The following is a 12,747-nucleotide window of genomic DNA, read 5'->3' as shown; positions in this document are numbered from 1 at the left end:
GCTGCATTTCATTCAAGGTGCCGGTGGTCTGCCGGCAAAGGAGTTCCCGGGCGGTGTCCTGGCGCTTTCGCCGCGGATCGACGCCGGGATGTGGCGGGGGTGTGCGGACACCTGCGGACAGTCGCGGCCTGCGGTGGGCGGCACCAGCTCCGCCCGCGCTCCGGTCGGCCATCTCGCGCGGCCGGGCGGTGTTGTCGTGAGCTGGTCGTCTCGGGTGCGAAATCCCGGCGAGACCGGTGTCGGACACTCGCGGCCGGCCGCTCGCGGGCGTCGTGGGCGGTTTCGTGGCGAGAATTCGCCACCCCGCGACGGTCGATCGTGGGAGTGCAATCCGAAATGAACCGTTGTCGGGCATCCGCTACCGTATTGAGCCCACAAGCAGCTTCTCCATTGCCAAGGGCGGTTTGTCGACAATGCCTCCGATGGGATTCCTCTACAAGGGCGCGGGGGTGCGCAGGTCCGACCTGCGGCGCGCGCTGGGGGAGACCGGTGCGCGCCTGTTCCACGCCACCGCCCGGGACACCGCCCACGAACTGCGGGCCAAGGTCATCTGGCAGGTCGGGGGGCTGATCGCCCACCACTGCGGCGACCGCAGGTCGGTGCTGGTGCTGCGCACCTCCTACAACCTCGACCAGGACCCGGAGCTGACCGGGCTGGGCCTCGGGAAGCGCCGCGAGCTCCTCGCCCGGCGGCTCGGCCGCGGGTACGGCGGCCGCAGCGCCGAGCGGGTGCTGGAGGACCACCTCAACGGCTCCTTCGGGCTGGCCCTGGCCGGTCCGCTCCCCCCGCCCGAGGCCGAGGTGGTCCTGCGCATGGCCCAGCAGGAGGCCAGGTACGCCATGGGGACCGAGCCCGCCCAGCGCACCGCGGTCATCACCGCGGCGGGGGAGCGGGTGCCGCTGGTCGACGCCCTGCCGGGCATGGAGCTGCACTTCCTGGCCGAGGGGGACGCCGTCCGGGTCACCCGGACCGACCGGTTCGGCGAGGTGGTCTGCGTCTTCTCCTCGGCCGAGCTGCTGTGGGACTACGAGCGGCGGGTCGGCGCGGGTCCGCGGGAACGGCGCGCCGCGGCCCAGGGGCGGCGCGTCCTCGCGATGGCCAGGGCGAGCGGGGTCGGGCTGGCGTTCGACCCGCTCGGGTCCCGGCTCGCCCCGGCCGGGCGGCACCTGTCCGCGACCGAGCTGCACAGCATCCGGGACTGGCGGGCGTGATGACCGAGCACCAGGGCTTCTCCGTCGACCCGGAAGAGCTGGAGCGCGCCGCCAGGGTTGCGCTGTCGGTGGTGGACGGCGTCCGCGCGGGGTGGAGGGGCGACCGGCTCGACGAGGACGCGTGGCCCGCGGACGACGAGCTGACCGCCGCGGTCCTGCGCTACAGGCACGCGCTGGAGCAGGCCGCGCAGCGGTTGTGCGAGCACACCCGGTGGTACGGCGACGAGCTGGGCGGCACCGCGCGGGGCTACCGCGTCGTCGACGACCACGTGGCGGACGAGCTGCGACGGGCGGGCGGCCGTGACTGAGCTGCCGAGCCCGGGCGGGGAGCGCAACCGGCTCCGCATCCTCGCCGAGACGATGCAGCACCTCGACGGCGTCGTCGCGGAGAGCGAGTCGCTCGGCGAGCGCACCGCCGCGGAGCACTGGTCGGGCCAGGCCCGCGACGCCGCTGACGCGGTTCGACTCGGTCTGGACACCGAGTGGGAGCGGTTGCGCGACACGCACGGTCGGGTCACGCGGGGGGTCACGGGCTTCAGCACTTTCCTCTACGAGCTGCCCAAGCTCGCCGAGGACTTCCCGCACCTGGCCGCCGAGCGCGGTCCCGCCAGGGACCGCGTCATCGCGGAGCTGCTGAGCGCGGCGACCGCGCTCGACGAGCTGGGCGTGCAGCGCCCCCGCCGGTCGCCACCCCCGCCACCCCCGCCACCGAGACCCACCGGTCGGCCACCCGCCGAGCAGGCGATCCGCTGGCCGGAGGTCGACCTCGACCTGCTCCCCGACCCGGAGCCGCCACCCGCCGAACCCGTTCCGGTCGCGGGGCGCACGCCCCCGCCGCCGGACGGCTCGCTCGCAGCGGCGGTGCTCACCAGCCCCCGCGACACCCTCATCCCCTGGCACGGCTGAACTGGAGACCCGCGTGCCCCGCGCCCCGTTGACCGGCCCGCTCACACCAGGGCCCGCCATCGACACCTCGACCGTCCCGCTCGACCGCGTGCGCACGGCCGCGGACCTCGCGCGGTGCCTTGACCAGGTCCGCAGGCTCGCGGGTGCACCGTCGAACCGCGCGATCGCCGCCGCCTCCGGAGGCAGGTTCGGCCGCACCAAGGTCGGTCAGGTGCTGGCGGGGGAACTGCCCCAGCGCGGCTTCCTGGTGGCCTACCTGGCCGTGTGCGGGGTGCCCGAGGACGAGCTGGGCGAGTGGCTCGACGCTTGGGCGCGGTTGATCGCGGTGGACAGCCGCGCCGATGCGGTGGAGTCCCTGCGCGCCGAGGTCCGCCGCCTCACCGCCGACCTCGCGCGCGCGATCGAGACCGGTGCCCGGGACCTGCGCGCCGCCCGCGACGAGCGGGACCGCGCCTTGCAGGAGTGCGCACGCCTGCGGGCCCGGGCGGACGACCAGGCCTGGGGGCAGGTCGGGTCGATGCGCGGAACGCTCGACTGACACCCCAGTCCCCTCCTACGAGAGGGTGGCGTGCCCGGGCAGGGGTGGCCGGGCCGTGGAACGCGACCTACCCGCGGAAGAAGTCCAGGAGGGCTGGGCCCAGGACGGCCTCGTCGACGTGGTGGGTCTGGTCGGGCAGGGGCAGCAGGCGGGAGCCGGGGACGGCCTCGGCGGTGGCCCGGGCCGCGTCGACCATGGTGGTGGGGCTGGCGGTGCCGTGGGCGATGAGGGTGGGGACGGTGGTGGCGGAGAGGTCGGGGAGGGTGCCGTCGCCGACGATGCGGGCGTCGTAGGGGAGGGTGTGGGCGAGGTCGACGAGGTAGGACCAGGCGGGGGTCTGGGCGGTCTGGTCGATGCCCTCGTCGGGGACGCCGGTGACGCGGAGGAAGGCGCGGACGGCGGCGGCGCGGTCGCCCGCGGCGATGCGGGCGGACTGCTCGTCGGCGAAGGTGGGGGAGGACGGCAGGAAGGGCGGCTCGTAGGCGGCCAGCCGCACCACCGGCACGGCGGCCGCCGCGGCGCGCAGGGCCAGGACGGCGCCGGAGGACATGCCGAAGACGCGGGCGCCGCCGCCCGCCGCGCTGATCACCGCCAGCAGGTCCTCGACCTCCCGGTCGACCGCGTAGCGGGGGCTGTCGCCGCTGTCGCCGCGGCCGCGGCGGTCGTAGACGACGGCGGTGAACTCCCCGGCGAGCTGGTGGGCCAGGGCCAGGTGCGAGAGCCGGGTCTGGAACGCCCCGCCCACCAGCACCACCGGCGGGCCGGACCCCAGCACCTCGAACGCGATCTCGGTGCCGTCCGCCGAACTGGTCTTCTCCATGCCCCCAGCCTGCCGCACCCCACCGACACCGCCACCCGGGCTCACCCGCCGCGCCACCACGACAGCGCCTGCTCGGCCACCCCGGGGGCGGCCACCAGCAGGCCGCCGGAGGGCAGGGCGACCGCGTCGTTGCCGCGGCGGTCCAGCACGGCCGCCCCGGACTCGGCGGCGAGGGCGACCGCCGCGGCCACCTCGTGCTCGCGGCAGCCGTGCAGCACGGCGGCGGCGGCGTGGCCCAGGGCGACCTGGGCGACGGCCAGGGCGGCGGAGCCCAGGACGCGGACCCGGGCGGCGGCGGCGCCCGCGCGCTCGATGAAACCGGCCAGCCCCGGCCACGGACCCCCGGACACCAGTTCGGTGCACACGATGGCCCCGCGCACCGAGTGCCGGTCGGGCAGGGCGATGCGGACCCCGTTGACCCGGGCGCCCCGGCCCCGGGCGGCGGCGTAGATGCGGCCCCGGAACGGGTCGGCGACCACGCCCACCACCGGGCCCTCGGCGTCGACCAGGGCCAGGCTGTAGGCGCACCAGGGGATGCCCGCGGCGTAGTTGGCCGTGCCGTCGACCGGGTCGACCACCCAGCGGTAGCGGGCGCCGGGGTCGGCGTCGAACTGGGCGCTGGTGACCGGGATGCCCGGGAACTCCGCGGTGAGCACGCGGCGGGTGTGCCGCTCCAGGGTGTGGTCGGTGTCGGTGACCCAGTCGAACGGCGACTCGGCGGCGGCCGGGAGGGCGCCCTGCCCGGCGGTCGCGGCGAGCACGTCGGTGGCGTCGTTGGCGAGCCTGCCCGCGGTCTCCAGGGCCCGGGAGAGCAGCCCGGGGTCCACCTGGCCGCGCGGCCCGGGCGACATGAGGGTCATGCCGACCTAGGGTGACCACCGCGGGTGACCGCCGCGCGACCGCGAGGTGACGAACGGGCGATGCGCGGGTCACGCTTCGCGGGGGCACCGGCTGTTCGGCGCGCGTTCGCCCCGCTGCCACGCGGGGGTCCCCCGGGGCTGCGACGGTCGGACCCGTGCGCGTCGCCATCGTCACCGAGAGCTTCCTCCCGCAGGTCAACGGGGTCAGCAACTCCGTGCTGCGGGTGGTCGAGCACCTGGAGCGCCGCGGTCACGCCGCGCTCGTCGTCGCCCCCGGCGCCGGTCCGGACCGCTACCGGCACGCCAGGGTCGCGCGGGTGCCCGCCGTCGACGTCCCGATGATCACCTCGCTGCCGATCGGGCTGCCCACCCCCCGGGTGCACGCCGAGATCGCCGCCTTCGACCCCGACGTGGTGCACCTGGCCTCGCCGTTCGTGCTGGGCGCGGGCGGGCTGCGCGCCGCGCACCGGCTCGGCGTGCCCACCGTCGCGGTCTACCAGACCGACGTGGCCGGGTTCGCCGCGTCGTACGGGTTGCACCGCGGGTCGCGCGCGGCCTGGCGGTGGATCCGGCGGCTGCACGCGGGCGCGGACCGCACGCTGGCCCCGTCCACCGCCGCCGTGGCGGACCTGACCGCGCACGGCGTCCCGCGGGTGCACCGGTGGGGCCGGGGCGTCGACCACGCGCGGTTCCACCCCGGCCGCCTCGACCGGCGGCTGCGCGCGGAGCTGGCCCCGGCCGGGGAGCTGCTGGTCGGGTACGTGGGCAGGCTGGCCCCGGAGAAGCAGGTGCACCGGCTGGCCGCGCTCAACGGCGTGCCCGGGGTGCGGGTGGTCGTCGTCGGCGCGGGCCCGGACGAGGCGGCGCTGCGCGCGCGGCTGCCCGGGGCGGCGTTCCTCGGCTTCCGCGGCGGGGTGGAGCTGGCCGAGGCCTACGCGAGCCTGGACGTGTTCGTCCACACCGGCCCGCACGAGACGTTCTGCCAGGCCGTGCAGGAGGCGATGGCCTGCGGGCTGCCGGTGGTGGCCCCGGACGCCGGTGGCCCGCGCGACCTGGTTGACCACGGCCGCACCGGCTTCCTCCTGGACCCGGCGACCTTCGACGTGCGCGCCGCCGTCGAGCGGCTGTCCGACCCGCTGACCCGCCGCCGGATGGGCGCCGCGGCCCGCGCGTCGGTGCGCGACCGGGGCTGGCCCGCGGTGTGCGAGGAGCTGCTGGGCCACTACGCGCAGGTGCGCGGTGGCACCCGGGCCGAGGCCGCCTGACCCGCTTTCGTACGCTGCGGCACATGGCGCGCGCCGGTTTGGACAAGGATCCGCACGACATCGCCCAGATGTTCGACGGGGTCGCCGCGGGGTACGACCGCACGAACACGGTCATGACCCTGGGCTTCGACCGCCGGTGGCGCGAGCAGACCCGCCGCGTCCTCGACGCCCGCCCCGGCGAGGCGGTCCTCGACCTGGCCGCGGGCACCGCCGTCTCCACCGTGGAGTACGCCCGCTCCGGCGCCTGGTGCGTGGCCGCCGACTTCTCCCTGCCGATGCTGCACGGCGGCGCCGCCCGGGGCGTGCCCCGCGTCGCCGCCGACGCCTTCCACCTGCCCTTCGCCACCGGCGCGTTCGACGCGGTCACCGTGAGCTTCGGCCTGCGCAACATGGTGCCGACCGTCGACGCCCTCGCCGAGATGCTGCGCGTGGTGCGCCCCGGCGGGCGCCTGGTCGTCTGCGAGGTGTCCCAGCCGCCGCTGCGCCCGGTCCGCTGGCTCTACCACAACACCGTGCTCAGGGCCCTGCCGCTGGTGACCAAGCCGTTCTCCAGCAACACCGAGGCCTACTCCTACCTGGCGGAGTCCATGCGCGACTGGCACGACCAGCGGTCGGTGGCGGAGATGGTCGCCAAGGCGGGCTGGACCGAGGTCGAGTGGCGCAACCTGACCTTCGGGGTGGTCGCCCTGCACCGCGCCGTCAAGCCCTGAGCCCCGCTGTCGAGCCCTGAGCTCCGCCGTCGTGCCTGAGCCCCGCCGGGGCTCAGCGGACGGGTTCGCGCCCGGTCTGCCACCGGTCGACCCGCCGCATCCCGTAGACGGCGGCGGCCCCGCACACCAGCGTCAGCGGTGTCGACACCGCGTGCCCCCACAGCGGGGTGGGCGCGAACACCACGGCGACCTGCGCCAGCAGGAAGCTCGCCCACGCCACCGCGATGCACCGCCCCCACCGCACGGCCCGCAGGTCGCGCGGGCCCGGGGGCAGGTCGGGGTGGCTGGCGCGCCACACGTCGGAGACGAGCACCGGCGGGACGACGAGGTTGGCGCCGGGGACGAACCAGCACCACGGGATCCAGCGGGCGTCGAGGCGGTGCGGGGCCAGGCTGATGCGCTGGGCGTTGGCCCTGGCCTGCCACAGCCAGCGGCTGAAGCAGGCGAGGGAGGCGAGCACGCCCAGGGCCCAGACCCAGCCGTCGGCGGGGGTGCTGCCGCTGGGGGAGCGCAGGGACTGCCACGAGGTGATCAGGGTGAGGGCGCAGTTGGCGGCGATCACCGCGGTGGTGGCGAGGCGGGCGGCGCTCGCGGGGTGGACGACCGGCAGTTCGGGGGCGGGGGGCTGGTCGTCGTCGTCCGGGTGGGGGTGGAAGGGGTGGGGCACGCGGTCGATGGCGTCGGGGGAACCGGGGTCGAGCAGCTCGGGCATGCGGTGTGCGCCTTCCTGCGGGCGTGCGCCTTCCTGGACCGGTCGGTGCGTGCGGGTGACCGGGCGGTCCACGGGGGAATCGTGGGCCGGTGCGGGGCCGTTTCACAACACCCGGGTCGCACAAGCGCCGTTCCCGTTCTTCCCGCCCGCGGCGGACCGCGCCGACACCCCCTCCCGCGGAACACGCCCTAGACTCGGCGGCATGACGACTTCTCCGATCAGCAGGCGACGGGCGGGCGAGGACGCCGAGGTGATCGTCGTGGGGGCGGGGCCCGCCGGGTCCACCGCCGCGACCTACCTGGCCCGCGCGGGCCTCGACGTGCTGCTGCTGGAGAAGAGCACCTTCCCGCGGGAGAAGGTGTGCGGCGACGGGCTCACCCCGCGCGGGGTCAAGCAGCTCATCGACCTGGGCATCGACACCCGCGAGGAGGCGGGCTGGCTGCACAACCGCGGCCTGCGCGTCGTCGGCGGCGGCACCACGCTGGAGCTGGACTGGCCCGAGCTGGCCACCTTCCCGCCCTACGGCGTCGTGCGCCCCCGCCAGGACTTCGACGAGATGCTGGCCCGCACCGCCCAGCAGGCCGGGGCCCGGCTGCTGGAGCAGACGACCGTCACCGGCGCGGTGACCGACGCCGCGGGCCGGGTGGTCGGGGTGGAGGCCAAGGTCGGCCCGGACAAGCAGCCGGTGACCTACCGGGCGCCACTGGTGCTGGCCTGCGACGGGGTGTCGGCGCGGCTGGCGCTGTCGGTGGGCCTGGACAAGGTGGAGTCGCGGCCGATGGGCGTGGCGGTGCGCCGCTACTACGCCTCGCCGCGGTCCAAGGACGACTACCTGGAGTCGCACCTGGAGCTGTGGGACCGCTCCGACCCGGCGAACCCGGTGCTGCTGCCCGGCTACGGCTGGATCTTCGGCATGGGCGACGGCACCGTCAACGTCGGCCTGGGCATCCTGTCGACGTCGAAGGCCTTCGGCTCCACCGACTACCGCAAGCTGCTGACCTCCTGGTTGGACGGCACCCCCGAGGAGTGGGGCTTCCGCGAGGAGAACGCGCTGGGCAAGATCGGCGGCGCCGCGCTGCCCATGGGCTTCAACCGCACCCCGCACTACCGCGACGGCCTGCTGCTGGTCGGTGACGCGGGCGGCATGGTGAACCCGTTCAACGGCGAGGGCATCGGCTACGCCATGGAGTCGGCCAAGATCGCCGCCCAGTGCGTCGTGCAGGCGATGGCCCGCGCCGAGGGCCCGGCCCGCGAGCGCGCGCTGGAGGGCTACCCGGTGGCGATGAAGCAGGCCCTGGGCAGCTACTACCGGCTGGGCAACGTCTTCTCCAAGCTCATCGGCAACCCGACGGTCATGGGTGTGGCCACCAAGTACGGCCTGCCCCGGCAGACGCTGATGAAGCTGGTGCTCAAGCTGCTGGCGGGCCTGTACGACCCCAAGGACGGCGACGCCTTCGACAAGGTGATCGTCGCGGCCACGAAGCTAGCGCCGAGCGCGTAGCTCGTCGACGCCGGCGAGCGCCGCCCGGACCTCGTCCAGGTCGGGGGAGTCGTCCGCCCGGTCGAGGATGGCGCGCACCTCCGCGCGCAGCGCGTCCGCGCGCGACCACCGCTGCTCCAGGGTGGCGGACAGCGCGAGGTTCACGAGCAAGCGGCCGGTGAGCTTGTCGTCGCCCAGGGCGCGCGCGATGGCCAGCCCCTCCTCGGCCGTGGTCGTCGCCGCGGCGTGGTCGCCGCGCAGTTGGCGGCAGGTGGACAGGGTGAGCAGCGTGACCGCGCGGCTCCAGGTGGGACCCGCCTGCTCCGCGAGCACGCGCAGCAGCAGGGTCTCGGCCGCCGTGTGCTCGCCGGTGTCCAGCAGCGCCATCGCCTGCCTGCTCATCGTCAGGACGTCGTCGCCGGAGACCTCCGCCGCGCGCTCGGCGTGGGCGGCGAGCCCGGCCCTGGCGTGGGCGGCGCCGTCGGCGTCACCGGCCCGGGTGGTGGCGGTGACCAGCCCGCTCCAGGCCATGCGCTCCCAGTGCGGCGCGTGGGGGTCGTCCGGCAGGTGCGCGAGCACCGCTCGGAACTCCTCGGCCGCGGCGTGGTGCTCGCGCGCGTCGAGCAGCGCGTTCCCCAGGTCGACCCGCAGCGTCGCGCGCACCACGGGGTCCTCGGTGGCCGCGACGGCCGCGCGCAGCAGCTCGACCCGTTCGTCGGGGAGGTGGCGCAGGTAGAAGAACTGCCCCATGCCCAGCGCCGCCGCCGGGAAGTCCGGTGACCCCAGCGCCGCGGCCCGCCGGAACACCGCGACCAGCGTGGGCGCCTCGGCGTCGAACCAGCTCAGCGCCTCAGCGGAGGCGGTCTGGAGCTGGCCCGTCCGCTCGAACAGCTCCTGCCCGTAGTGGTGGAGCAGGCGGGCCGTGGCGTCGGGGTCCTCGGGGGAGTGCTCGGTGAAGTAGCGCCGCACCAGGTCGTGCAGGGACCAGCGGCCTGCTGCCTTCTGCGCCAGGTGCGCCTGCTCCAGCGCGCGCAGGACGTGGACGGCCGCGGGTGGCGCGCAGCCGAGCAGGGCCGCCGCGGCGCCGAGGCCGTGGCTGTCGCCGGGGGCGTGGGCGAGGTCGACGAGCAGCTGCGCGGCGGTGTCCTGCCCCCGGGCGAGCAGGCCGCGGTGGGCGGTGGCGAACACCGTGCCGACGTCGAGGTCGCCGTAGGTCAGCGCGCTGGTCGGGGCCGCGCGCAGCTCCGCGGCGAGCGCGGCCGGGGTGAGGTCGGGGTCGGCGTCGAGCAGGGCGGCGGCGACGCGCAGCGCCAGGGGCAGCCGCCCGCAGGCCAGCGCGACGTCGGCCAGGTCGGGGTGCTCGCCCAGGACGGCGTGCGCGTCCGCCAGGGGCAGCACCGGCAGCGGCACCCGCGCGGCGCCGTCGACGAAGAGGGTGTCCCGGCTGGTGATCACGGCCTGGTGCGGCGGCGGGGGCAGCACGTCGCGGACCTGGTCGCGGGAGGCGGCGTTGTCCAGCACCAGCAGCACGCGCTCACCGGTGCCCGCCAGGTGGTGCAGGTAGTCGGGGTAGACCGAGGCCTGTTCGGACCGCTCGGCCGGGATGTCGCCGTGCGGCAGGCCGAGCACGCGCAGCAGCGGGGCGAACAGGTCGGCCGCGCGCACGCCCCCGCCCGGCGCGTACCCGTGCAGGTCGACGAACAGCACCCGGGTGAACGCGCCCGCGTCGAGCGCGGCGGCGGCGGCCCGCCGCGCGAGCGCCGTCTTGCCCACCCCGCCCAGCCCCGAGACGACCACGGGGACCCCGCTGACCAGCGACCGGGAGAGTTCGGACAACTCGGGCGCGCGTCCGACGAAGGCCCCCGGGTCGGCCGTGCGCACCCGCGTCACCTGGGGGACGGGCGCGGGTGGTTCGGGGCCGTTCGGGTGGTGGATCGGTACAGTGCCACCCATCACTTCGCCCTGAGCGACCGGGCGGGGTGGCCCGGGCCCCGGCGGCCGGGCGCGCGGGCGGGGTCGGGGTGCGGCCGATCGATCACGCGGAGCCTCCACCGGGTCGGTCGAACGCGGCTCAGGATATCCGCGCACGCCCTGAACGGGGCCTGTTTCCCGGACCGCCGCACGCCGTTTCCGGTGCCATTGCCGAGGTGTCCCATTACACCCGTACTGGTGAGTCCGCCCAGGTCAGGATCATGAGAATGGTCACGGAGAGTTGTTGAGGGGGCCGGGTTTCGCGCTGTGAGCCACGTCCTACACTGGCCCCCGATGCTTGTGAAGCCGTTCACACCGGGCCGGTCTCGCTTGTGAATGTTTTCACAATCGTCACCCGATCGCATGGGTCGGTTAGGACCGCCTCAGCACGGGCGGTGTGACCGGCGCCCCATAGGGTCGGGCCGGAGGAAGCGGGAAAGGACGGCGGAGTTGCCCATGCTCGTAGCCCAATCTTCGGACGTGTCCACGGACCTGGGGGTCTACCTGCCCCTGGTGGTGATGTTCGTCGTCGCCGCGGCCTTCGCGGTCGGCTCGGCGCTGCTGGGCCCGCTGGTCGGCCCGAGCCGGTACAACCGGGCCAAGCTCTCGGCCTACGAGTGCGGCATCGAGCCCTCGCCGCAGCCGGTGGTCGGCGGCGGCCGCGTCCCGGTCGCCTACTACCTGACCGCGATGCTGTTCATCCTGTTCGACATCGAGATGGTGTTCCTCTACCCGTTCGCCGTGTCGGCGGACGTCCTCGGCCTGTTCGGACTTGTCGAGATCTTCTTGTTCATCGCGACGGTCGGCTTCGCCTACGCCTACGTGTGGCGGCGCGGCGGCCTCGACTGGAACTGACGGGAGGCACGGGGCAATGGGTCTTGAGGAGAAGCTCCCCAACGGCGTCCTGCTGGTCAGCCTGGAGAAGCTGGTCAACTGGGCGCGCAAGAACTCGCTCTGGCCCGCCACCTTCGGGCTGGCGTGCTGCGCGATCGAGATGATGACCAGCGGCGCGCCGCGCTACGACCTGGCCAGGTTCGGCATGGAGGTCTTCCGCGCCTCCCCGCGCCAGGCCGACCTGATGATCGTCGCGGGCCGGGTCACCAACAAGATGGCGCCGGTGCTGCGCCAGATCTACGACCAGATGGCCGAGCCGCGCTGGGTGCTGGCGATGGGCGTGTGCGCGTCCTCGGGCGGCATGTTCAACAACTACGCCGTGGTGCAGGGCGTCGACCACATCGTCCCGGTGGACATGTACCTGCCCGGCTGCCCGCCGCGGCCGGAGATGCTCATCGACGCGATCCTCAAGCTGCACGCCAAGATCGCCGACGAGCCGATCAACGCCGCCCGCGCCGCCCTGCTCGCCGAGCGCGGCCACCGCACCGAGCTGATCGCCTCCTCCAAGAAGTTCGCCAAGAAGTGAGCTGATCCACGACCATGGCTGACGACCCCACCACAGGTTCCGACTCCCCCGAGCCCACCGAGGCGGCCGGGTCCGCCCCGGGCCGCGAGATCGGCGGCGCGGACTCCTCCGCCCACCAGCCCGACAGCGGGCTGGCGGCCACCGGCCCCGGCGACGCCGAGCCCAAGGCCCCGATCGTCACCGGCCGCGAGCGCCAGGGCATGTTCCACATCCGCGGCTCCGGCGACACCTCCGGCTTCGGCGGCCTGCGCCTGCCCGCGTTCAGCCCGGCCCCGGCCGAGCGCCCCTACGGCGGCTGGTTCGACGAGCTGGCCGACGACCTCACCGCCGCGATGGCGGGCCGGGGCATCGCCCCCAGCGCCATCCAGCAGGTGACCGTCGACCGCGGCGAGATCACCTTCTACGTCCGCCGCGAGGACATCGTGGAGCTGTGCCGGACGCTGCGCGACGAACCCGCGCTGCGCTTCGAGCTGTGCAGCTCGGTGTCCGGGGTGGACTACGGGGTGGACGTGCCGCAGCGGCTGCACACCGTCTACCACCTCACCTCGATGACCTACCGCAGGCGCATCCGCCTGGAGGTCGCGGTGGACGTCGACGACCCGCACGTGCCCTCGGTGGTGGAGGTCTACCCCACCGCCGACTGGCACGAGCGCGAGGCCTACGACATGTTCGGCATCGTCTACGACGGCCACCCCGCGCTCACGCGCATCCTCATGCCGGACGACTGGGACGGCCACCCCCAGCGCAAGGACTACCCGCTCGGCGGCATCCCCGTCGAGTACAAGGGCGCGGAGATCCCTCCGCCGGACCAGCGGAGGTCGTACTCGTGACCCCCTCGAACCGCACCGCGGCGG

At 75.0% G+C, this 12,747-nt stretch carries 14 protein-coding genes; 10 read left to right on the top strand and 4 right to left on the bottom strand.

Going from position 1 to position 12,747, the window contains the following annotated elements; all coding sequences use genetic code 11:
• The first annotated feature begins 422 nt into the window (after window positions 1–422).
• Genes BJP25_RS24780 through BJP25_RS24765 form a run of 4 tightly spaced genes read left to right on the top strand, consistent with a single transcriptional unit; the run spans window position 423 to window position 2,655 of the window.
• On the top strand, window positions 423–1,211 hold the full coding sequence (locus BJP25_RS24780) for a hypothetical protein (RefSeq protein ID WP_075977380.1): 789 nt from the start codon (window positions 423–425) through the stop codon (window positions 1,209–1,211).
• Complete coding sequence (locus BJP25_RS24775; RefSeq protein ID WP_075977379.1) at window positions 1,211–1,519, top strand: hypothetical protein; 309 nt, start codon at window positions 1,211–1,213, stop codon at window positions 1,517–1,519. The genes BJP25_RS24780 and BJP25_RS24775 overlap by 1 nt, the downstream gene beginning before the upstream one ends.
• Window positions 1,512–2,117, top strand: a complete 606-nt coding sequence (locus BJP25_RS34345; RefSeq protein WP_075977378.1) for a hypothetical protein — start codon at window positions 1,512–1,514, stop codon at window positions 2,115–2,117. Before BJP25_RS24775 ends, BJP25_RS34345 begins: the two co-directional genes overlap by 8 nt.
• A gap of 13 nt (window positions 2,118–2,130) precedes the next feature.
• Window positions 2,131–2,655: a hypothetical protein gene (locus BJP25_RS24765; protein ID WP_075977377.1), complete on the top strand. Its 525-nt coding sequence runs from the start codon at window positions 2,131–2,133 to the stop codon at window positions 2,653–2,655.
• A 67-nt stretch (window positions 2,656–2,722) separates the two neighbouring features.
• On the opposite strand, the gene BJP25_RS24760 is transcribed toward BJP25_RS24765, so the two are convergent.
• Together BJP25_RS24760 and BJP25_RS24755 are read right to left on the bottom strand one after the other, a co-directional pair.
• Entirely contained in the window at window positions 2,723–3,475 is a 753-nt protein-coding gene (locus BJP25_RS24760; protein ID WP_075977816.1) for an alpha/beta fold hydrolase, read from the bottom strand.
• 41 nt (window positions 3,476–3,516) lie between these two features.
• Entirely contained in the window at window positions 3,517–4,335 is an 819-nt protein-coding gene (locus BJP25_RS24755; protein WP_075977376.1) for an inositol monophosphatase family protein, read from the bottom strand.
• Window positions 4,336–4,490: 155 nt separating this feature from the next.
• Between BJP25_RS24755 and BJP25_RS24750 the strand changes: the two genes are divergently transcribed.
• Window positions 4,491–5,600, top strand: a complete 1,110-nt coding sequence (locus BJP25_RS24750) for a glycosyltransferase family 4 protein (protein ID WP_075977375.1) — start codon at window positions 4,491–4,493, stop codon at window positions 5,598–5,600.
• 23 nt (window positions 5,601–5,623) lie between these two features.
• A complete protein-coding gene (locus BJP25_RS24745; RefSeq protein WP_075977374.1) occupies window positions 5,624–6,310 on the top strand; it encodes a demethylmenaquinone methyltransferase in 687 nt (228 codons plus the stop codon).
• Between the two features lie 52 nt (window positions 6,311–6,362).
• Here BJP25_RS24745 and BJP25_RS24740 read toward each other — a convergent pair whose 3' ends face one another.
• On the bottom strand, window positions 6,363–7,022 hold the full coding sequence (locus BJP25_RS24740; protein ID WP_075977373.1) for a DUF4328 domain-containing protein: 660 nt from the start codon (window positions 7,020–7,022) through the stop codon (window positions 6,363–6,365).
• Window positions 7,023–7,224: 202 nt separating this feature from the next.
• Here BJP25_RS24740 and BJP25_RS24735 point away from each other — a divergent pair, with 202 nt between their 5' ends.
• Window positions 7,225–8,523, top strand: a complete 1,299-nt coding sequence (locus BJP25_RS24735; protein WP_075977372.1) for a geranylgeranyl reductase family protein — start codon at window positions 7,225–7,227, stop codon at window positions 8,521–8,523.
• Here BJP25_RS24735 and BJP25_RS24730 read toward each other — a convergent pair.
• Window positions 8,506–10,383 (bottom strand): hypothetical protein, encoded by a 1,878-nt coding sequence (locus BJP25_RS24730; RefSeq protein WP_075977371.1) that lies wholly within the window; start codon window positions 10,381–10,383, stop codon window positions 8,506–8,508. The genes BJP25_RS24735 and BJP25_RS24730 overlap by 18 nt on opposite strands.
• Before the next feature lie 546 nt (window positions 10,384–10,929).
• On the opposite strand from BJP25_RS24730, the gene BJP25_RS24725 reads away from it, so the two are divergent.
• Genes BJP25_RS24725 through BJP25_RS24715 form a run of 3 tightly spaced genes read left to right on the top strand, consistent with a single transcriptional unit; the run spans window position 10,930 to window position 12,723 of the window.
• Entirely contained in the window at window positions 10,930–11,328 is a 399-nt protein-coding gene (locus tag BJP25_RS24725; protein WP_075977370.1) for an NADH-quinone oxidoreductase subunit A, read from the top strand.
• 16 nt (window positions 11,329–11,344) lie between these two features.
• Entirely contained in the window at window positions 11,345–11,893 is a 549-nt protein-coding gene (locus BJP25_RS24720; protein ID WP_075977369.1) for a NuoB/complex I 20 kDa subunit family protein, read from the top strand.
• A 14-nt stretch (window positions 11,894–11,907) separates the two neighbouring features.
• The gene (locus BJP25_RS24715; RefSeq protein ID WP_084794459.1) at window positions 11,908–12,723 is read left to right on the top strand and encodes an NADH-quinone oxidoreductase subunit C; all 816 of its coding nucleotides are present in this window, start codon (window positions 11,908–11,910) and stop codon (window positions 12,721–12,723) included.
• Window positions 12,724–12,747 lie beyond the last annotated feature (24 nt).

Origin of the sequence: Actinokineospora bangkokensis (assembly GCF_001940455.1) — a bacterium.
Taxonomy (GTDB): Bacteria; Actinomycetota; Actinomycetes; order Mycobacteriales; family Pseudonocardiaceae; genus Actinokineospora; species Actinokineospora bangkokensis.
Note: the sequence above shows the minus strand (reverse complement) of the source record. Positions and strands in the feature narration are given on the sequence as shown.